At 70.1% G+C, this 20,535-nt stretch carries 18 protein-coding genes; 17 read left to right on the forward strand and 1 reads right to left on the reverse strand.

The genetic code is table 11. The features are described 5' to 3' along the window. The first annotated feature begins 58 nt into the window (after positions 1–58). The 17 genes from H0E82_RS07450 (at position 59) to H0E82_RS07530 (ending at position 19,329) form a co-directional block, all read left to right on the forward strand. Positions 59–358 (forward strand): hypothetical protein, encoded by a 300-nt coding sequence (locus tag H0E82_RS07450; protein ID WP_180544836.1) that lies wholly within the window; start codon positions 59–61, stop codon positions 356–358. A 240-nt stretch (positions 359–598) separates the two neighbouring features. Further along, the gene (gene pyrH, locus H0E82_RS07455; RefSeq protein ID WP_180544837.1) at positions 599–1,324 is read left to right on the forward strand and encodes a UMP kinase; all 726 of its coding nucleotides are present in this window, start codon (positions 599–601) and stop codon (positions 1,322–1,324) included. Between the two features lie 101 nt (positions 1,325–1,425). After that, positions 1,426–1,983 carry a ribosome recycling factor gene (frr, locus tag H0E82_RS07460; protein ID WP_180544838.1) on the forward strand — a complete coding sequence of 186 codons (558 nt, stop codon included), beginning with the start codon at positions 1,426–1,428 and terminating at the stop codon, positions 1,981–1,983. Positions 1,984–2,095: 112 nt separating this feature from the next. Further along, positions 2,096–2,845, forward strand: coding sequence for a polyprenyl diphosphate synthase (gene uppS / locus H0E82_RS07465; protein ID WP_180544896.1), 750 nt, complete (start codon positions 2,096–2,098; stop codon positions 2,843–2,845). Continuing rightward, entirely contained in the window at positions 2,842–3,681 is an 840-nt protein-coding gene (locus tag H0E82_RS07470; protein ID WP_180544839.1) for a phosphatidate cytidylyltransferase, read from the forward strand. The genes uppS and H0E82_RS07470 overlap by 4 nt, the downstream gene beginning before the upstream one ends. 61 nt (positions 3,682–3,742) lie before the next feature. Further along, positions 3,743–4,921 carry a 1-deoxy-D-xylulose-5-phosphate reductoisomerase gene (gene dxr, locus H0E82_RS07475; RefSeq protein WP_180544840.1) on the forward strand — a complete coding sequence of 393 codons (1,179 nt, stop codon included), beginning with the start codon at positions 3,743–3,745 and terminating at the stop codon, positions 4,919–4,921. Positions 4,922–4,930: 9 nt separating this feature from the next. Beyond that, positions 4,931–6,295 carry an RIP metalloprotease RseP gene (gene rseP / locus H0E82_RS07480; RefSeq protein WP_180544841.1) on the forward strand — a complete coding sequence of 455 codons (1,365 nt, stop codon included), beginning with the start codon at positions 4,931–4,933 and terminating at the stop codon, positions 6,293–6,295. Between the two features lie 67 nt (positions 6,296–6,362). Next, the gene (bamA, locus tag H0E82_RS07485) at positions 6,363–8,906 is read left to right on the forward strand and encodes an outer membrane protein assembly factor BamA (RefSeq protein ID WP_180544842.1); all 2,544 of its coding nucleotides are present in this window, start codon (positions 6,363–6,365) and stop codon (positions 8,904–8,906) included. 20 nt (positions 8,907–8,926) lie between these two features. Further along, positions 8,927–9,958: a UDP-3-O-(3-hydroxymyristoyl)glucosamine N-acyltransferase gene (gene lpxD, locus H0E82_RS07490; protein ID WP_180544843.1), complete on the forward strand. Its 1,032-nt coding sequence runs from the start codon at positions 8,927–8,929 to the stop codon at positions 9,956–9,958. Then, entirely contained in the window at positions 9,955–10,410 is a 456-nt protein-coding gene (gene fabZ / locus H0E82_RS07495; RefSeq protein ID WP_180544844.1) for a 3-hydroxyacyl-ACP dehydratase FabZ, read from the forward strand. The genes lpxD and fabZ overlap by 4 nt, the downstream gene beginning before the upstream one ends. Position 10,411: 1 nt before the next feature. Then, positions 10,412–11,197, forward strand: coding sequence for an acyl-ACP--UDP-N-acetylglucosamine O-acyltransferase (gene lpxA / locus H0E82_RS07500; RefSeq protein WP_180544845.1), 786 nt, complete (start codon positions 10,412–10,414; stop codon positions 11,195–11,197). A gap of 71 nt (positions 11,198–11,268) precedes the next feature. Further along, positions 11,269–12,492 carry a lipid-A-disaccharide synthase gene (lpxB, locus tag H0E82_RS07505; protein WP_235974228.1) on the forward strand — a complete coding sequence of 408 codons (1,224 nt, stop codon included), beginning with the start codon at positions 11,269–11,271 and terminating at the stop codon, positions 12,490–12,492. Further along, positions 12,489–13,085: a ribonuclease HII gene (gene rnhB, locus H0E82_RS07510; RefSeq protein WP_180544846.1), complete on the forward strand. Its 597-nt coding sequence runs from the start codon at positions 12,489–12,491 to the stop codon at positions 13,083–13,085. Before lpxB ends, rnhB begins: the two co-directional genes overlap by 4 nt. Positions 13,086–13,216: 131 nt before the next feature. Next, the gene (locus H0E82_RS07515; protein ID WP_180544847.1) at positions 13,217–13,834 is read left to right on the forward strand and encodes a hypothetical protein; all 618 of its coding nucleotides are present in this window, start codon (positions 13,217–13,219) and stop codon (positions 13,832–13,834) included. 166 nt (positions 13,835–14,000) lie between these two features. Beyond that, complete coding sequence (dnaE, locus tag H0E82_RS07520) at positions 14,001–17,561, forward strand: DNA polymerase III subunit alpha (RefSeq protein WP_180544848.1); 3,561 nt, start codon at positions 14,001–14,003, stop codon at positions 17,559–17,561. A gap of 165 nt (positions 17,562–17,726) precedes the next feature. Further along, positions 17,727–18,686: an acetyl-CoA carboxylase carboxyltransferase subunit alpha gene (locus H0E82_RS07525; protein WP_180544849.1), complete on the forward strand. Its 960-nt coding sequence runs from the start codon at positions 17,727–17,729 to the stop codon at positions 18,684–18,686. 64 nt (positions 18,687–18,750) lie between these two features. After that, the gene (locus H0E82_RS07530; protein ID WP_180544850.1) at positions 18,751–19,329 is read left to right on the forward strand and encodes a hypothetical protein; all 579 of its coding nucleotides are present in this window, start codon (positions 18,751–18,753) and stop codon (positions 19,327–19,329) included. 95 nt (positions 19,330–19,424) lie between these two features. On the opposite strand, the gene H0E82_RS07535 is transcribed toward H0E82_RS07530, so the two are convergent. Then, positions 19,425–20,486: an NADH:flavin oxidoreductase/NADH oxidase gene (locus tag H0E82_RS07535; RefSeq protein ID WP_180544851.1), complete on the reverse strand. Its 1,062-nt coding sequence runs from the start codon at positions 20,484–20,486 to the stop codon at positions 19,425–19,427. Positions 20,487–20,535 lie beyond the last annotated feature (49 nt).

The following is a 20,535-nucleotide window of genomic DNA, read 5'->3' on the forward strand; positions in this document are numbered from 1 at the left end:
ACGTGGTCTGGGCCGCACAGAGGCCATCGTGGTCCCTGCCCCTCGAGGAGACAGCGCCGTGAGCCCCAAGCATCGTTCCGATTCCGCCTTCAACCCCGACCAGCCGCAGCAGCCCGACAATGTCGCGGTCAACGACCGGATCGCCGCGCGCGGCGCCGATTACGAGCGCGACGACAACGATTCCGCCGAGGGCAACGATGCGGCGCTGATCGCCGGCCCAAGCTTCGTGCGCCGGGTCAATGCCGACGGGACGGTCGAGGCGGTCCCCGCCCCCGTGGACACCGGCGAGGAACAGGGCGAGGACGAATCCGCCAGAGCCGGCAAGGCGGCGGCCCCGGCGCCGGAGCACCAGCGCTAGTCGACGCCCGGATGCACCGCGCGTCCGCACGCGACGTGTCGTGCCCGCAGGGACGTGCCGCCGGCGCCCCGGGGCGGACAGGAACGCGGTGACCGCCACGCTCGGTGGCATGGGACCGCACGGCGCACGCGTCCGGAGTGCTGCCCCGGCGCGCGTCGCACCACGGTGCGCGGCGCGCCGCCGCGAGCGCGTCCGGCGTCGATCTTCTAGAATCCACGCGCCCCCGCCCTGGAGTTTCCCATGACCGCACCCCTCGCCTACCGCCGCGTCCTGCTCAAACTCTCCGGCGAGGCGTTGATGGGTGACGAGGACTACGGCATCGATCCGAAGATCATCGGCCGCCTGGCCGACGAGGTGATCGAGGCGCAGAAGGCCGGCGCGGAGATGGGCCTGGTGATCGGCGGCGGCAACATCTTCCGTGGCGCAGGCCTCGCGGCAGGGGGCATGGACCGGGTGACCGGTGACCAGATGGGCATGCTGGCGACGGTGATCAACGCGCTCGCGATGCAGGATGCACTGGAAAAGCGCGGCGCCCGCGTCCGGGTGATGAGCGCGATCAAGATCAACGACGTCTGCGAGGACTACATCCGGCGCCGCGCGATCCGCCACATGGAGAAAGGCCGCATCGGCATCTTCGCCGCGGGCACCGGCAATCCGTTCTTCACCACCGACTCCGGCGCGGCGCTGCGTGCGATCGAGATCGGCGCGGATCTGCTGCTCAAGGCGACCAAGGTGGACGGGGTGTACGACGCCGACCCGAAGAAGGTCCCGGGCGCCACCCGTTACGAGCGACTCACCTACGACGAGGTGCTGGGCCAGGGCCTGGAGGTGATGGACACGGCCGCGTTCGCGCTCGCGCGCGATTCCGACCTGCCGCTGCGCATTTTCGACATGAGCCAGCCCGGCGTGCTGCTGCGCATCCTGCGCGGCGAGGCGATCGGCACCCTGGTCCAGGGCCGCAGCTGAGCCTGCGCACCGGCGCTGCGGTGCCTGCCCGCGGGCCGGGACCCGTCGCCGCCCGCCGCCGCTTATAATCGGCCGATTCCGCACACGGATCGGGCCCGATCATGCTCAACGACATCAAGAAAGATACCCAGACGCGCATGGCCAAGAGCGTCGAGGCGCTCAGGCACACGCTGGTCAAGGTGCGCACCGGTCGCGCCTCGACCGCGCTGGTGGAACACCTGAAGGTCAATTACTACGGGTCCGACATGCCGCTCAGCCAGGTGGCCAGCGTCTCGGTGAGTGATGCGCGCTCGCTGGTGATCACGCCGTGGGAGAAGCAGATGGTCGGCGCGGTCGAGAAGGCGATCCTCGCCTCCGATCTCGGCCTGACTCCGAATACCGCCGGCACCACGATCCGGCTCAATCTCCCCGCTCTGACCGAGGAGCGCCGCAAGGAGCTGTCGAAGGTGGTGCATGGCGAGGGCGAGGACAGCAAGGTCGCCATCCGCAACATCCGCCGCGACGCCAACCAGCAGATCAAGGAACTTCTCAAGGAGAAGCTCATCTCCGAGGACGACGAGCGCCGCACCGAGGACGAGATCCAGAAGATCACCGATGCCGCGATCAAGGACGTCGACGAGGTGGTCAAGGCCAAAGAGCAGGAATTGATGGCGGTCTGAGGCGTCGTCATGTACGACTCCGATTGCCCCTGGGGCCGGTGCCGGGGAGGCCTGCGCGTTGGCTGAGATCTCCGACCCGCTGGCGCCGGCCGGGCCTGGCCCGTCCGCTGCGATGCGCGAGGTGCCCCGGCATCTGGCGGTGATCATGGACGGCAACGGCCGCTGGGCCGCACGCCGGCGGCGACCCCGGGTCATCGGCCATCGCGCCGGTGCGCGCACCGTGAACCTGTGCATCGATTTCTGCCTCGAACGGGGTATCGAGGCGCTGACCCTGTTCGCCTTCTCGAGCGAGAACTGGGGCCGTCCCGAGGACGAGGTGGGCGCGCTGATGCGGTTGTTCCTGGCCGCGCTGGACCGCGAGGTGGGCGAACTGCACCGGCGTGGCGTGCGCCTGCGCTTCATCGGCGAGCGCGACCGCTTCGGCGAAAATCTGCGTCAGCGCATGACCGCGGCCGAGGCCGTCACCGCGGGCAATACCGCGCTGACGCTCAGCGTCGCCGCGAGCTACGGCGGTCGCCAGGACATCGCGGCGGCCACGCGCGCGGTCGCGGCCGAGGTCGCGTCCGGCCGGCTGCGCGTCGAGGACATCGACGAAACCACCGTGGGCGCCCACATGGCGCTGGCGGACCTGCCCGAGCCCGATCTGTTCATCCGCACCGGCGGCGATCTGCGCATCAGCAATTTCCTGCTGTGGCAGCTCGCCTACACCGAACTTTGGTTCACCGACACCCTGTGGCCGGAACTGGGCGTGGACGAACTGGAGCGCGCACTGCGGTCCTATGCGTCGCGCGAGCGCCGCTTCGGGCTCACCGGCGCGCAGATCGCGGCCGGTGACGGCCCCCTCCAGGAGAGCATCCGATGACCCGCACCCGCATTCTCGCGGCCCTGCTGATGGCACCCGTGGCGATCGCCGCGGTGCTGATGCTCAACACCCCCTGGATGGCGGCGGTATCGGCCATCGTGTTCCTCGCCGCCTTGTGGGAATGGCTGCGCCTGTCGGACGTCGAGGACACCCTGGCGCGCTCGGCGCTGCTGGTGCTCAACCTGCTGCTGATGGTGGCGATCGTCTGGGCCTCGGCCACCGGCGGCGGCTCCCTGGTCCTGCTGAAGATGCTGGCGATGGTGGGCGTCGCGTGGTGGCTCGCAGCGATGCTGTGGTTGCGTCACTACGACTTCGCGTCCGCGCCCGATGCACGCTCGCGCATCGTCAAGCTGATGGCCGGCACGCTGGCGGTGATCCCCGCCTGGGCGGCGTTGTGCGTCATCCACGCCAGCGAGGACGGCGGCCACGGCAACCGCTGGTTGCTGCTCGCGCTCGCGATCGTCTGGGCCACCGATACCGGGGCCTATTTCGCAGGCCGGCGTTTCGGCCGACGCAAGCTCGCGCCGCGGATCAGCCCGAATAAGACGGTCGAGGGTCTGATGGGTGGCGTGGCGGCCGGCGTGCTGGTGGCGGTCGCCTTCGCGCCGCTGGCCGGGGCGACCGTCGCCCAGCTGCCACTGGTGGCGCTGGTCGCCGTACTGACGGTGCTGGCCTCGGTGGTCGGCGACCTGTTCGAGAGCCTGCTCAAGCGACACGCCGGCGCCAAGGATTCGGGCACCCTGATTCCCGGGCACGGGGGTGTCCTGGACCGTATCGACAGCGTGCTGGCCGCGCTGCCGGTCTTCGCGTTCGGCAAGATCTGGCTCGGGTTCTGAGCCCGCACATGGACCGCCATCCGATACGGGCGCGGGACGCCCGCCGGCCGGAGACATCGGCATGATCCGCAGCGTCGCGGTCTTCGGCGCCACGGGCTCGATCGGCGGTTCGGCGCTCGACGTCATCGCGCGCCATCCCGGGCGCTTGCGCGCCAGCGTGCTCGCGGCCGGGCGCGACGTCGACGCACTGGTGGCGCTGTGCATCAGGCATCGCCCGGACCACGCGGTGATCGCACGCGACGATGCGCTGCTCGACCTGCGCGCGGGCCTGCAGGCTGCCGGTCTGGCGACCGTGGCCCACGCCGGCACGGCTGCGCTGGATGCACTGGCGGCGGACCCTGGGGCCTGCGACACGGTGGTCGCCGCGATCGTCGGCGCGGCCGGGCTGGATTCCACCCTCGCCGCGCTGCGCGCCGGCAAGCGGGTGCTGCTGGCCAACAAGGAATCGCTGGTGCTCGCAGGCGCGTTGATGATGCGCGCCGCGCGCGATGCCGGCGCGACCATCGTACCGATCGACAGCGAGCACAATGCGATCCACCAGTGCCTGCCCGCGGACGGGGACTGCAGTGGCGTGGCGCGGATCGTGCTCACCGCGTCCGGCGGCCCGTTCCGTGGCCGTGGGCGGGAATCCCTCGCCGAGGTGACCCCGGCGCAGGCGGTGGCGCATCCGAAGTGGTCCATGGGGCCGAAGATCTCGGTCGATTCGGCGACCTTGATGAACAAGGGCCTCGAGCTGATCGAGGCGCACCATCTCTTCGCCATGCCGTCGGACCGGCTGGACGTGCTGGTCCATCCACAGAGCCTCGTGCACTCGCTGGTGGAGTTCATCGACGGTTCCACCCTCGCCCAGTTGGGATTGCCCGACATGCGCACTGCGCTGGCGGTGGGCCTGGGGAGTCCGGCGCGCATCGCATCGGGCGTCTCGGGACTGGATCTGCTGCAGCACGGCAGGCTCGACTTCGAGGCGCCCGATACCGACGCCTTCCCGTGTCTGGCGCTGGCGCGGGCGGCGCTCGTCGCCGGCGGCACCGCACCGGCCCTGCTCAATGCCGCCAACGAGATCGCCGTTTCAGCCTTTCTTCAGGGGCGGATCGGTTTTCTAGCGATTCCCGCGCTGGTCGAACACGTCCTCGACGCGCTCCCCTCCGGCCCCGCCGCCTCGCTGGATGCGTTGCGCGATGCCGACCAGCACGCCCGTCGCGTCGCCGGGCGGGCGATCGATTCCGGAACCGTGGCCTGAGCATGCGTGATGTCTGATTTCCTGGGCTCGGTCTGGTGGCTGATCGTCAGCCTCGGCGTGCTGGTCACCTTCCACGAGTTCGGCCACTACTGGGTGGCCCGCCGGTGCGGGGTGAAGGTGCTTCGGTTCTCGGTCGGGTTCGGGCGGGCGCTGTGGTCGCGCCGCGGCAGGGACGGCACCGTCTACCAGGTCGCCATGATCCCGCTGGGCGGCTACGTCAAGATGCTCGACGAGCGTGAAGGCGCGGTCCCGCCGGCCGAGGCCGCGCAGGCCTTCAACCGGGCGTCGGTCTGGAAGCGCATCGCGATCGTCGCCGCCGGGCCGATCGCGAATCTGGTGCTGTGCGTGGCGCTGCTGTGGGCGATGTTCGTGATCGGCCGGCCGGATTACGCGCCGGTCATCGGCCAGGCCACCGGCATCGCCGAAGCCGCCGGCCTGCGCGCAGGGGACCGCATCGCGGCCGTCGACGACCGCCGCACGCCGACCTGGAACGAGCTGCAGCTGGCCCTGATGCCGGCGGCACTCGATCATCGCGACGTCCGCCTGGAGGTGGTCGACGCGCGTGAGCGCGAGAGCGTACGCGCCCTGCCCCTGTCGCAGCTGCCCGACGATTTCGACCAGCGGCGCATCGCACAGGCGATCGGGCTGCTCCCGCGGCATTTCCTCGCGCCGCCGCTGATCGGCCGCGTCGCGCCGGAGAGCGCTGCCTGGGGGATTCTCGCCGAGGGCGACCAGGTGACCGCGGTGGACGGCAGTCCGGTGCGGTCGTTCGACGACATCGGCCCGCTGGTGCAGGCGCTCGGTGCGCGTGGCGGTCCGGCGATGATCGAAGTGCGCCGCGACGGCGAGCGGCTGGCCCTGGAGATCGCTCCGCGCCAGGTCGACCGGCCGGACGGCAACGGCCGCTACTGGGCCCTCGGGATCGCGCCGCCGCGCAACCTGCCGCTGCCGCCCAAGGACGCCATGCAGCGCCACGGTCCGCTCGAGGCGGTGCCGGTCGCGGTGCGCGAGGTCGGCCATCTGACGTCACAGCTGGTGGGAATGATCGGTCGCGCGTTCACCGGGCGTGTGGCGATCGAAAACACCGTCGCGGGACCGATCACCATCGCACGCGCCGCGAATACCTACGCCCAGCAGGGCCCGGCCTGGTATCTGACCATCCTCGCGCTGCTGTCGCTGAGCCTGGCGATCCTGAACCTCCTGCCGATCCCGCTGCTGGATGGGGGGCACCTGTTGTATTACCTTATCGAGTTGGTCAAAGGCAGCCCCGTGAGCGAGCGCACGATGGCCGCCGGGCAATACGTCGGACTGGTCCTGCTGGCCAGCCTGATGGGCCTGGCGTTCTACAACGACATCCTGCAACTGGTGCGCTGAGCCTGCTACCGACCCGGATTCCCGCGCCAGATCGCGCCGGAACCCCTTCCCCTGACGGACCCGACGAATGACGCGAATCCCCGACCGCCGACTGCTTGCCCTTGCCCTCGCCACGGCGATCGCCACACCGGCCTGGGCCCAGACGGCAGCCAACGCGTCCGCGCCCGCCCTCGCGCCACTGGCGCCCGCATCGGCCAGCGTGTTCACCGTCAGCGACATCCGCGTGGACGGCCTGCAGCGCATCGGCGCCGGCACGGTGTTCACCTACCTGCCGATCGAGCGCGGGGACAGTGTGACCCCGTCGCGGATCTCGGATTCGGTCCGCGCGCTGTACCGCACGGGGTTCTTCGAGGACATCCAGGTCGCACGCCAGGGCGACATCCTGGTGTTCACGGTCACCGAGCGTCCGGCGATCAACCGCCTGACCCTGACCGGCAACAAGGACATCAAGACCGAAGACCTGACCAAGGGACTGAACGACATCGGCCTGTCGGAGGGCGAGACCTTCGACCGGCTCGATCTCGACCGCGTGACCCAGGAACTGGTGCGCCAGTACAACAACCGCGGCAAGTACAACGTGCGCATCACGCCGACGGTGTCGCGCCTGGACCGCAACCGCGTCGACATCGCGATCAACATCGAGGAAGGCAAGGCGGCCAAGATCCGCCACATCAACATCATCGGCAACGAGGTCTACGACCTCGACACGCTGACCGACAACTGGGAATCGGGCGAGTCCAACTGGCTCAGCTGGTACCGCCGCGACGACCAGTACTCGCGCGAGAAGCTCGAGGGCGACCGGGAGAAGCTGCACAACTTCTACCTCGACCGCGGCTACATCGACTTCAGCGAGGACAGCATCCAGGTCGCGATCAGCCCCGACAAGGCGGACATGTTCATCACCGCCGGCATCACCGAGGGCGAGATCTACAAGGTGTCCGACGTGCAGATCACCGGCAACACGGTGCTGCCCAAGGACGAGATCGAAAAGCGGGTGTTCGTGCAGAAGGACCAGGTGTTCTCGCGCGCCCTGCTCGAGCTGAGCTCCGATGCGATCACCGCGACCCTCGGCAACATCGGCTACGCCTTCGCCCAGGTCAATCCGGTGCCCGAGGTCGACCGCGAGAACCGCACCGTGGCGATCAATCTGCAGGTGGTCCCGGGCCCGCGCGTGCAGGTGCGCCGACTGCAGTTCAAGGGCAACAACCGCACCTCCGACGAGGTGATGCGCCGCGAGATGCGCCAGTTCGAGGGCAGCTGGTATTCGCAGGCCGCGGTCGACCGCTCCAAGGTCCGTCTGCAGCGCCTGGGTTACTTCGAATCGGGCAGCGTCAACGTCGAGACCCAGCCGGTTCCGGGCAGCAACGACGAGGTCGACGTGGTGTTCAGCGTCACCGAGACCACCTCGGGCAGTTTCACCTTCGGCCTGGGTTATTCGCAGCTGGCCGGCGTGACCACCTCGGTGCAGCTGTCGCAGAACAACTTCCTCGGCAGCGGCAACCGCGTGTCGGTGGAGGCGCAGCGCAACGTCTACCTGCAGCGCTACTCGTTCTCCTTCATGAACCCGTACTTCACCGACGGCGGCATGTCGCTGGGCTACAACCTGTGGTGGCGCGAATTCGACAACTCCGAGTTCAATACCGCCCAGTACTCCTCGACCAGCGCCGCGGGCCAGGCGATCCTCGGCATTCCGTTGACCGAGAACGACTCGATCTCGCTGCTGTTCGGCGTCGACCGCAACCAGATCTTCGCGTTCCGGGGCTCGTCGCCGGAGTCGATCGTCGACTACATCGACGCGTTCGGCTCGCGCACCTTCCACGCCTGGCGCGCGGAGCTGGCCTGGGCCCGCGACACCCGGAACGACTTCCTGCAGCCCACCCGCGGCATGATGCAGCGCGTCTCGCTGGAGACCACCCTGCCCGGCTCCACGGCCGAGTATTACAAGCTCAACTACGAGATCTCGAAGTACTGGCCGATCAACCGTCACCTGGTCCTCAACACCCGCGCCGAGCTCGGCTACGGCGACAGTTACGGCAGCGACGTGGTGCGCAACGTCTGCTTCACCGGGCCCACGTTCGTCGACAGCAACGGCGACGGCGTCGTCGACACGGCGGTGCCCGGTCCGGCGCCGAGCGACCCGTGCGATCCCTCGTCCCCGGATTACCTCAACACGTTGACCGCCAACGGCCTGCCGTTCTTCGAGAACTTCTACGCCGGTGGCCCGCGTTCGGTGCGCGGTTTCCGCGACAACACCCTCGGCCCGCGCGAGACCGCCTTCGGCAGCAGCTTCCTGCAGCCGATCGGCGGCGCGGTGAAGACGATCGGTTCGGTGGAGATGTTCTTCCCGCAGCTGATCAAGTCGCCGGCCGCGCGCATTTCGGCGTTCGTCGATTTCGGCAACGTCTACAAGGACGTCGACAGCTGGGATGCCAAGGAACTGCGCGCTTCGGCCGGCGTGGCCTTGATGTGGCGCGCGCCGGTCGGTCCGATCTCGATCAGCTACGCGTATCCGCTGCGCCAGCAGAACGAGGTGCGCGGCGGTTCGGGTGAACTGATCAAGCAGGCCGACGAGGTCGAGCGGCTGCAGTTCACCTTCGGCGGCGCGTTCTGACCGCCGGAACCGCCGATCCGATGGCCGCCCCGTCCCAGACCTGCTTCACTGCCAGCGCACTGGCCGAACGTTTCGGCCTGAGCGTGCACGGCGCCGGCGAGACCGAGGTCGCCGGCGTGGCGACCCTGGCCGGCGCCGGTCCCGACCAGCTGGCGTTCCTGTCCAATCCGCGCTATCGCCCGCAGCTGGCGCAGACCCGCGCCGGCATCGTGGTGTTGCGCGAGGCGGATGCCGCAGCCTACGGCGGCACGGCCCTGGTCGCGCGCGACCCCTACGTCGCCTATGCGCGGATCGCGGCCCTGTTCGAGGTCCGTGCCGCCGCACCCGCGGGGATCCATCCGTCGGCGGTCGTCGACGCATCCGCCGAGGTCGATCCCACCGCTTCGATCGGGCCGCACGTCAGCATCGGTGCGCGCAGCCGCATCGGCGCCGGGGTCACCGTGGGTCCGGGCTGCGTGGTCGGCGAGGACTGCGTGATCGGCGCGGGCTGCCGGCTGGTGGCGCGCGTGACGCTCGTCACCCGTGTGCGGCTCGGTCAGCGCGTGACCCTGCATCCGGGCGCGGTGCTCGGCGCCGACGGCTTCGGCCTGGCGATGGTCGATGGCCACTGGATCAACGTGCCGCAGCTCGGCGGCGTCGTGATCGGCGACGACTGCGACATCGGTGCCAACACCACCATCGACCGCGGCGCGCTCGACGACACCGTGATCGAGGAGGACGTGCGCCTGGACAACCTGATCCAGGTCGGCCACAACGTGCGCATCGGGGCGCACACCGCGGTGGCGGGCTGCGTCGGCATCGCCGGCAGCACGCGCATCGGGCGTTACTGCCTGCTCGCCGGCAAGGTCGGCGTGGCGGGTCATCTGGAGATCTGCGATCGCGTCGTCGTCCATGCGATGACGATGGTGTCGGCATCGATTACCGAGCCCGGCGAGTATTCGGCCGGCATTCCCGCCCAGCCCACCCGGGAATGGCGCAAGAATGCCGTGCGGATCCGCCAGCTCGATTCGCTCGCGCGCCGCATCGGCGCCCGTGCAAAGGGGGAGGAATGACGTTGGACGTGACGCTGCCGATCGACATCGCCGGCATCCACAAGCTGTTGCCGCACCGCTATCCGTTTCTGCTGGTCGACCGGGTGGTCGAGTTCGAGGCCGGCAAGCGCGTGCTCTGCTACAAGAACGTGTCGGTGAACGAGCACTTCTTCCAGGGCCATTTCCCGGATCATCCGGTGATGCCGGGCGTGCTCGTCATCGAGGCGCTGGCCCAGGCCGGCGGCATCCTCAGCCACCTGAGTCGCGGCATCTGCTACGACGGCACGCTGTCGTATCTGGTGAAGGTGGATGCGGCCAAGTTCTCGCGCATGGTCGAGCCGGGCGACCGCCTCGATCTCGAGGTCACGATCCGGCGCGAGATCCGCAATATGACGATGTATTCGGGCGTCGCGCGTGTCGACGGCGAGCAGGCGGCGTGCGCGGACATCGTCTGCGCCGAAGTGAAGCGCTGACGTGGGCGCGCCGTCCATCCATCCCAGCGCTGTCGTCGATCCCGGCGCGAGCCTGGGCGAGGACGTGCGCATCGGCGCCTTCACGCTGGTCGGCGCCGGGGTCGAGATCGGCGCCGGCACCTCGGTCGGCCCGCACTGCAGCATCCAGGGCCCGACGCGCATCGGCCGGGACAACCGCATCCACGGCCATGCCGCGATCGGCGGCGAGCCGCAGGACAAGAAGTTCACGGGGGAGCGGGTCGAACTGGTCATCGGCGACCGCAATACCATCCGCGAGTTCGTGACCCTCAACCGCGGCACCGGCGACGGCGGCGGCGTCACCCGCATCGGTGACGACAACTGGTTCCTCGCCTACACCCACGTGGCCCACGACTGCATCGTCGGCAACCACTGCGTGTTCTCCAACAACGCCACGCTGGCCGGTCATGTCGAGGTCGGCGATCACGTCATCCTCAGCGGCTTCACCGGCATCCACCAGTTTTGCCGCATCGGCGCCCACGCCTTCATCGGCATGGGCGCTTTCGTCAACGGCGACGTGCCGCCGTTCGTGATGGTGGCCCAGGACGGTTACGGCCGGCCGCGCGGGATCAACGCCGAGGGCCTGAAGCGGCGCGGCTTCGACAGCGCGCGCACCGCCGCGATCAAGCGCGCGTACCGCGCGCTCTACGTGTCCGGCGACCCGCTCGACACCGCGCGCGCGCGCCTCGCGGAACTGGCGGGCGAAAGCGACGACGTGCGCGCGATGCTCGCGTTCATCGATGCCGGCGAACGGCCGCTGCTGCGCTAGGTCCGCGATTGGTGATCAACGGCCGGCAGGCGCAGAATGCGCATAGCGAACGGCTGCAGCACGACCCCGCCTTGTCGAATCCGTCTCCCACCACGAATCGCGCTCCCGGCGCCACGCTTCGCGTCGCCCTGGTCGCCGGCGAAGCCTCCGGCGACCTGCTCGGCGCCGGCCTGATCGAGCAACTGCGGGCGCGTCATCCCGACGTCGAATTCGCCGGCGTTGGCGGCGACGCGATGCGCGCCGCGGGCATGGACACCTGGCACGACGCGTCGGCGCTTGCGGTGATGGGATTGTCGGAAGTGCTGCGCCACCTGCCGCGCCTGCTCGGCTTGCGCCGCGGTCTGCGCGCACGTCTGATCGACTGGCGACCGGATGTCTTCATCGGCATCGACGCGCCCGACTTCAATCTCGGCCTCGAGCGCACGCTGAAAGACCGCGGGATCCGCACCGTGCACTACGTGAGTCCCTCGATCTGGGCCTGGCGCGAGGGGCGCGCGGCGAAGATCGGGCGCAGCGCCGACCTGGTGCTGTGCCTGTTCCCGATGGAGCCGCCGATCTACGCCGCACACGACGTCGATGCACGTTTCGTCGGCCACCCGCTGGCGGAGATGCTTGCGCTCGAACCCGATCGCGCCGCTGCGCGCGACGCGCTTGGACTCGCGCACGATGCACCGGTGCTCGCAGTCCTGCCGGGCTCGCGCCTGGGCGAGATCGGGCGGCTCGGCGAGGTCTTTCTCGACGCCGCCGCGCGTGTCGCCGCCGCCCTGCCGGGCTTGCGCATCGTCGTTCCGGCCGCGAACGCCGCCTGCCGCGCCGCGATCGACGCCCTGCTCGCGCAGCCGCGTTTCGCCGCGATGGACGTGCAGGTGATCGATGGCCAGGCGCGCACCGCGATGGTCGCCAGCGATGTCGTGCTGCTCGCCTCCGGCACGGCGACGCTGGAAGCGCTGCTCGCGAAGCGGCCGATGGTCGTCGGCTACCGCATCGCGCCGAGCACCGCGTTCCTCGTGCGTCTGTTCAAGCTGATGAAGGTCGATCGCTTCTCGCTGCCCAACGTGCTGGCCGGGCGCACGATCGTGCCTGAGTTCATGCAGGAGGCGTGCACGCCCGACAACCTGTCGGCGGCGGTGCTGCGCTGGCTCCGCGACCCGGACGCCGCGGCCGCGCTGCAGCCCGTGTACCGGGACCTGCACCTGCAACTGCGCCAGGGCGCATCGGCGACCGCGGCCGAGGCGGTCGCGGGTCTGGCCGTGCCCGCGCTGCCCCTGCCCACGACATCGGAGTCCAGGTCGTGACGCGGCCCCTGCGCACGGCCGGCGTCGACGAGGCGGGTCGTGGACCGCTGGCCGGCCCGGTCGTGGTCGCCGCGGTGGTCCTGCATCCCCGCCGGCCGATCGACGGCCTGGACGACTCGAAGAAACTCAGCGAGAAGCGCCGCGAGGCGCTCTATCCGCAGATCGTCGATCGCGCCCTCGCCTGGCGGATCGAATTCGTCGGCGTCGAGGAGATCGACCGCGTCAACATCTACCACGCCACCCTCGCCGGCATGCGGCGCGCGGTCGAGGCGCTGGCACCGGCGGCCGAGCGCGTGCTGGTCGACGGCAATCGCGTGCCTCCCGGCCTGCCCTGTCCGGCGCGGGCGATCGTCGGCGGTGATGCCAGCGAGCAGGCGATCATGGCCGCGTCCATCCTCGCCAAGGTCGCGCGCGACCGGGCGATGGTCGCGCTGCATGCGCAGTTCCCCGCGTACGGATTCGATCGCCACAAGGGGTACAGCGCGCCTTCGCACTTCGCGGCGCTGCTGGCCCATGGTCCTTGCGAACACCACCGGCGCAGCTTCGCGCCGGTGCGGATGGCCATGCCCGACCTGTTCACGGAGCTCGCGTGAACGGGCGCGCATGGCGCGCGACGGTCGCTGTGCTGTGCGCGCTCGCTCTGCCGGGCTGCGGACGCGAACCCGGGCCCGTCGCGGCACCGGGCGCCCCACCGGCCGCGCAGGCCGTGTCCGCGCCGACGTCCGTGCAGACGGCCCCAGCCGACCCGGCGGCGCTGCCTGCCGCGCCCGCCGACCCGCCTGCGCCCGATACGCTCCAGACCGCGGTGCTGCAGTTCCTGTACCGGGAGTCCAACTTCGACTACCACTATGACGAGCTGCTGGCCGCCGACGGCACGATCCTGCGGCTGTTGATGACCGCCCATGCGCCGGAGCCCGCGACCGGTGCGATGCTCACCGCGCGCTGGCAGGCGCAGACGTTCGAGGAAGCCGGTGACGGCAGCCGCTTCGACGCGTACGCCCTGGTCGACTACACGCCATCGGCCGTCGCGCCGTATGCGGTCCACGCCGATTTCGATGCAGTGCGTGCCCATGTCGAGTCGGTGCCGGAACTCCGTGCTCCGGGCGCGGCCGCCATCCGGGTCCAGGCGGTTCCACACGACGGCTGCGGGGCGGATGCCCGGTGCGAGCTTCCGGATCCACCCTTCGCGCTGGTCGAGCTGCTCGATGCCGACGGGCAGTCGGTCCGTGCGCGGCTCCGAGTGCGGACGCTGCCGCTGCGGATCGAAACCGTCCAGCTCGGGGAGGGCGAGCCGGTGCCGTTCACGATCTGGCGCGAGCGCCGGGGCCATCTGTCCCGCTGAGCCATCCGCCTGCGCAGCCCGGCCTGTCAAGCCTTGTTCCCGCCTGCGCGCCGCCCTAACCTGAGCCTCCGCCCCGCACCTGCCCTCCATGCCGAACCGGCATGGCGCGCGCGCCGGCGCGACCCGGCACCTCGCCCCTCTGCCGACAGGCTCCGATTCCGCTGCAATGCCCGCGCGCTTCGTCCATCTCAATGTCCACAGCGAGTACTCGCTCTCCGATTCGACGATCCGGATCAAGGGGCTGGTCAAACGGTGCGCGGCGCTGGGCCAGCCGTCTGTCGCGCTGACCGACCGCAACAACCTGTTCGCGCTGGTGAAGTTCTACCGGGCCGCGGAAGGCGCCGGCATCAAGCCGGTGATGGGTGCGGACATCGCGCTGGCCGACGGCGACGGGCCTGCGTCCACGCTGACCCTGCTGTGCCGCGACCACGACGGCTACCTGTCGCTGTCGCGGCTGTTGACGCGCGCGTGGATGGAAGGCCACCGTACCGACGGCGTGGTGGTGCGGCCCGAATGGCTGCGCGAGGCCAATGCCGGCCTGTTCGCGATCGCCGGGCGCCACGGGCCGGCCGCGAAGCTGCTCGGCGGCGGCCGCGACGATCTGGCGCGGCAGTGGTACGCGGACTGGCGCGCCGTGTTCGACGACCGGCTGTTCCTGCAGCTCACGCGCTGCGGCTTCGACGACGAGGCCGTGCACAACGCGCTGGCGCTGCAGGTCTCGTCGGACCTGTCGCTGCCTGTGGTCGCCGGCAACGACGCGCGCTTCCTCGACGCCGAAGGCTTCGACGCCCACGAGGCGCGCGTGTGCATCGCCACCGGCCGCGTACTCGACGATCCGCGTCGGCCGAAGCTCTACACGCGCGAGCAGTACCTGAAGTCCGGCGACGAGATGGCCGCGCTGTTCAACGACGTGCCCGACGCGATCGACAACACGCTCGCGCTCGCCCAGCGCTGCAATCTCGAACTGCGGCTGGGCACGTACTACCTGCCCGCGTATCCGGTGCCCAGCGAACACACGCTCGACACTTGGATCCGCGCCCAGGCGCACGAGGGCCTGGAGGAGCGCCTGGCGAAATACCCGCTGGCGCCCGGCCACACGCGCGAGAGCTACATCGAGCGCCTCGACGTCGAGCTCGACGTCATCACCAAGATGGGGTTTCCGGGCTACTTTCTGATCGTCTCGGACTTCATCAAGTGGGCCAAGGAACACGACATTCCGGTCGGTCCCGGCCGCGGTTCCGGTGCGGGCTCGCTGGTCGCCTGGGCGCTGAAGATCACCGACATCGATCCGCTGCCCTACGACCTGCTGTTCGAGCGCTTCCTCAATCCCGAACGCGTGTCGATGCCCGACTTCGACATCGACTTCTGCATGGACCGGCGCGACGAGGTCATCGACTACGTCGCCGCGAAGTACGGCCGCGACCGCGTCAGCCAGATCATCACCTACGGCACCATGGCCGCGAAGGCCGTGGTGCGCGACACCGGACGCGTGCTCGGCTTTCCCTACGGCTTCGTGGACGGCGTCGCCAAGCTGGTGCCGATGACGCTCGGCATCGGCCTCGACGATGCGCTCGGCCGCACCGAGAAGTCGCGCAGCGACGATGCCTGGCGTTCGGACGAACTGATCGCGCGCTACAACGACGAGGACGACGTCCGCGACCTGCTCGATCTCGCGCTGCAGCTCGAGGACCTGACCCGCAACGCCGGCAAGCACGCCGGCGGCGTGGTCATCGCGCCGTCGCCGCTCAGCGATTTCTGCCCGCTGTTCGCCGAACACGACGAGGGCGGCCTCGGCCGCAACCCGGTCACCCAGCTCGACAAGGACGACGTCGAATCGGTGGGCCTGGTGAAGTTCGACTTCCTCGGCCTGCGCACGCTCACCATCATCGACTGGGCGGTCAAGGCGATCAACGCGCGCCGCGCGGCCGCCGGCGAGGCGCCGCTGGACATCGCCGCGCTGCCGCTCGACGACGTCGAGAGCTACAAGCTGTTCGCGCGCGGCGACACGGTCGCGGTGTTCCAGTTCGAATCGCGCGGCATGCGCGAGCTGCTCAAGCGCGCCCAGCCCGACACCTTCGAGGACATCATCGCGCTCGCCGCGCTGTTCCGGCCGGGCCCGCTGGGCTCGGGGATGGACAAGGAATGGGTGGACCGCAAGCACGGCCGCACGGACGTCACCTACCCGCATCCCTCGCTCGAGCCGGTGCTCTCCCCGACCTACGGCGTCATCGTCTACCAGGAACAGGTGATGCAGATCGCCCAGGTCCTGGCCGGCTATTCGCTGGGCGGCGCGGATCTGCTGCGTCGCGCGATGGGCAAGAAGAAGGCCGAGGAAATGGCCAAGGAGCGCGCCAAGTTCGAGGCGGGCTCGGCGGCCAACGGCGTGGATCCGAAGGTCGCGACACAGATCTTCGACCTGATGGAGAAGTTCGCCGAGTACGGCTTCAACAAGTCGCACTCGGCCGCCTATGCGCTGGTGGCCTACCAGACCGCGTGGCTCAAGGTGCACTACCCGGCCGAGTTCATGGCCGCGGTGCTGTCGTCGGACATGGACAACACCGACAAGGTCACCGGCTTTCTGACCGAGGCGCGGACGATGGGCCTGGAGGTGCTGCCGCCGGACGTCAATGCGTCGGCCTTCATGTTCGAGGCCATCGGCGGGTCCGGATCCGGTCCGGACGCGAACCGCGGGCAGACGATCCGCTATGGGCTCGGTGCGGTGAAGGGCGTCGGCCGCGGCGCCTGCGAGAACATCGTCGAGGCACGCCGCCAGGGCGGCCCCTACACCGACATCCTGGATTTCTGCCGACGGGTGGATTCGGCGCGGATGAACAAGCGTACGCTCGAAGCCCTGATCAACGCCGGCGCGCTGGATGGCCTGGGACGTAACCGCGCCTCGCTCATGTTGCAGCTGCCCGAAGCGCTGAAGGCCACCGACCAGCTGGCGCGCAACCGCAGCGCAGGCATCGTCGACATGTTCGGCAGCAGTGCCGGCGGCGACGACGGCCTGCACATCGACCTGCCCGAATGCGAGGAGTGGCCGCTGCGGCAGAAGCTCGAAGGCGAGCGCGAGACCCTCGGCCATTACCTCAGTGGCCATCCGCTCGATCCCTACCGCGAAGAGCTGCAGGCGCTGGTCGGCACCGACCTCAGCCAGCTCGACAGTCTGTGGGCCGCGCGCGACACCAAGGGTGGCGGCAACAGCTGGCGCCCCGAGACCCAGGTGATCATCGCCGGGCAGGTGACCTCCCTGCGCAAGCGCGGCGACTCGCAGGCGTTCGTCCTGCTGGAGGACGGCCGGGGCCGGCTGGAATGCGGCTTCTTCGCCGAGGCGTCCAACGAATACGCCCACCTGCTCACCCGCGATCGCATCCTCATCGTCGAGGGCGGCCTGCGCGAGGACGAGTTCAGCGGCGGCTTCGCGCTGCGCGTGAAGCGCTGCTGGGACTTCCACGCGGTGTGTCCCGAGCATGCGCGGCGGCTGTCGCTGCGGCTCGATCTGGGGGTGCCCGGCACCCTCGCCCGGGTCGAGCAGGTGCTGGCCCAGCACCGGCCGGGCAAGACCGCCCTGCGGCTCGATCTGCTGCTGCCGGCAGGCGCTGCAGGCACGCTGGACGTCAACGGCACGCAATCAATCCGGGCCGATGCCGAGCTGCCGGGCACCCTGCGCGCCCAGCCGGGCGTGCGCATCGCGCGGCTCGACATGGCCAAGCCCTGGGCGCACTGAGCGCGACGGAGCGCGGTCTGCAACATCCGTCAACGTGCTGCGATCTCCAGTCCAGACGCCCACGTACGGCGCCCCCCGGCCCGGTCGGCTAGACTGTCGCCCTTTCGGCCAGGCCCGATCCGCGCACCGCGGACGCGCCACCGCCCCATCCCGGCAGTCCCACGCATGAATCCGAACTACCTCGATTTCGAGCAGCCCATCGCCGACCTGGAAGCCAAGATCCAGGAACTGCGCAAGGCCAGCGACGGCCCCGCGGTCAACATCGACGCCGAACTCGCCACCTTGCGCGACAAGCTGCGCAAGCGCACCGCGCACATCTTCCGCGATCTCACCCCGTGGCAGGTCTCGCAGCTCGCGCGCCACCCGCAGCGGCCCTACACCCTGGACTACATCAAGGTCTTCTGCGACGAATTCGAGGAGCTGGCCGGCGACCGGGCCTATTCCGACGATGCCGCGATCGTCGGCGGCCTCGGGCGCATCGATGGCCGCAGCGTGGTGATCATCGGCCACCAGAAGGGCCGCGACACCAAGACCAAGGTGCGTCGCAACTTCGGCATGCCGCGCCCGGAGGGCTACCGCAAGGCGCTGCGCCTGATGAAGATGGCCGAGCGCTTCAAGCTGCCGCTGCTGACCTTCATCGACACCCCCGGCGCCTATCCGGGCATCGGCGCCGAGGAACGCGGCCAGTCCGAAGCCATCGCACGCAACCTGCTGGAGATGGCCGAGCTGCGGACCCCGATCATCTGCACCGTGATCGGTGAAGGCGGCTCGGGCGGCGCGCTGGCGATCGGCGTCGGCGACCGCACGCTGATGCTCGAGTACAGCACCTACTCGGTGATCTCGCCGGAAGGCTGCGCCTCGATCCTGTGGAAGGACGCGGCCAAGGCGCGCGATGCGGCCGAGCAGTTGGGGCTCACCGCCAAGCGTCTGAAGTCGCTCGGCCTGATCGACAAGGTGGTGCGCGAGCCGATCGGCGGTGCCCACCGCAATCCCCGCCAGACGGCCACGCGCCTCAAGGCCGTGCTGATGAACGAACTCGACCAGCTCGAGCAGCTGCCGGTGGACAGCCTGCTGCAACGGCGCTACGAGCGGCTGCGCAGCTACGGCGCCTACGAGGCGGCGTAGCAAGGCCCACGACAGCGCTTCGGGGCTCGGGCGACGGTGGCGGTTCCTGCCTCACGGCAGACGCGTGGCCGCCTCGACGAATGGATGGCTCGCTGAGGTCGATCCCGCGCCGCATCCCCTCCACTGCCCGGCTCCCGCCCTGACCGTCGGCCCGGCGCTCGCGTCCGCCGGCGTGTTCGTGGCCGCTGATGATCTGAAGCGGGAGGTGGCGATACGCGCACCTGCGTTCGCCGCGGCCGCGCAGGCCGCGTGCAACGCGCCCGTCCTCGTCGAACTCGAACACGAGATCCGTCGAATGCACGCGGCCGCGAGCCGGGCCGGGGTGTCGGACGCGACCGCGTCGGCGACCGCCCCGATGCTGGCCGCCCCGGCCGGACGCATCGGCGATCTCGACACGGTGCCTGCTGTGTCGCTGCAGATGCTGCGCAGTCCGCCCGTGCACGGCGCGGGCGACACCGCGCGCGTGATTGAAGGCCGCGCGTTCGCGGTCGCCCTGGCTGCGTCTGATCGACGCCAGCGGCGACGGCGCGACGCCCGCCCCCCGTCGGCACCGGATACGCATTCGTACCGCAGGTGCCGGGTGCGCGCGACGTCACGCGACCGCCCCTGCTGCGCGTGGGCGATCGTCACGACGACGCGCTGATCCTGACGATGGCCGACGCCGGCCCGCGCGAGGTGTCCTTCGACGTCACCGACACCGATCGGCGCACCGCCGAAGCACTGGCGCGCCGAGCCGGTTCACCACGCGCGGCGGTAGGGGTCCGGCGTGACGATGTCCGCGCCGAGTTCGCGCGCGGCGCGGCGCGGGAAATACGGATCACGCAGCAGCTCGCGTGCCAGCAGCACGATGTCGGCGTCCCCGTTCGCGACGATGCCTTCGGCCTGGGCGGCCGTGGTGATCAATCCGACTGCACCCGTGGCGATTCCCGCCCCCTCACGGAGACGCCGCGCGAACGGCACCTGGTAGCCGGGGGCCACGTCGATCGACTGCAGCGGCGAGAGGCCACCGCTCGAGGTGTCGATGAGATCCACGCCGCGGGCCTTCAGCAGGTGCGCCAGTCGGAGGGTCTGCGCGAGGTCCCAGCCGCCGTCCACCCAGTCCGTCGCCGAGACGCGCACCCACAGTGGCAGGCGCTCGGGCCAGACACCGCGCACCGCGTCGACGACGTCGAGCAGCAGCCGCACCCGGTTGTCGAAACTGCCGCCCCAGGCGTCGTCGCGATCGTTCGCCAGCGGCGACAGGAACTGGTGCAGCAGGTACCCGTGGGCCGCGTGGATTTCCGCGAGCTCGAACCCGGCTTCGCGGGCGCGCACCGCCCCCGCACGGAACGCGTCGACCACGTCCGCGATACCCGCGGCGTCGAGCGGGCGTGGCGACGGATGATGCGCGTCGTAGGCCCGTGTCGACGGGCCCACGACCTGCCAGCCGCCGTTCCCGACCGGGACGGCGCCGCGTCCGCGCCACGGCGCCCAAGTGCTCGCCTTGCGACCGGCGTGCGCGAGCTGGATGGCCGGTACCGCGCCCTGCGCGCGGATGAATCGCGCGATCGGCGCCCAGGCCTCGGCCTGGGCGCTGTTCCAGATGCCGGCATCGTCGGGCGAGATCCGCCCGGCCGCGGACACTGCCGCGGCCTCGGTCATCACCACGCCGGCGCCGCCGACCGCGCGGCTGCCCAGATGCACGAGGTGCCAGGTGTCGGGCAGGCCGTCGACCGAGCTGTACTGACACATCGGCGACACCGAGATGCGGTTGCGCAACACGAGACCGCGCTGGGACAAGGGCGAGAACAGGGCGGACATGCAGGACACCGGAGACGCAGGAGCGACGACTGTAGGCGCGGGCGGCCGC

It is taken from the genome of Luteimonas deserti (assembly GCF_013425765.1).
Taxonomy (GTDB): Bacteria; Pseudomonadota; Gammaproteobacteria; order Xanthomonadales; family Xanthomonadaceae; genus Luteimonas; species Luteimonas deserti.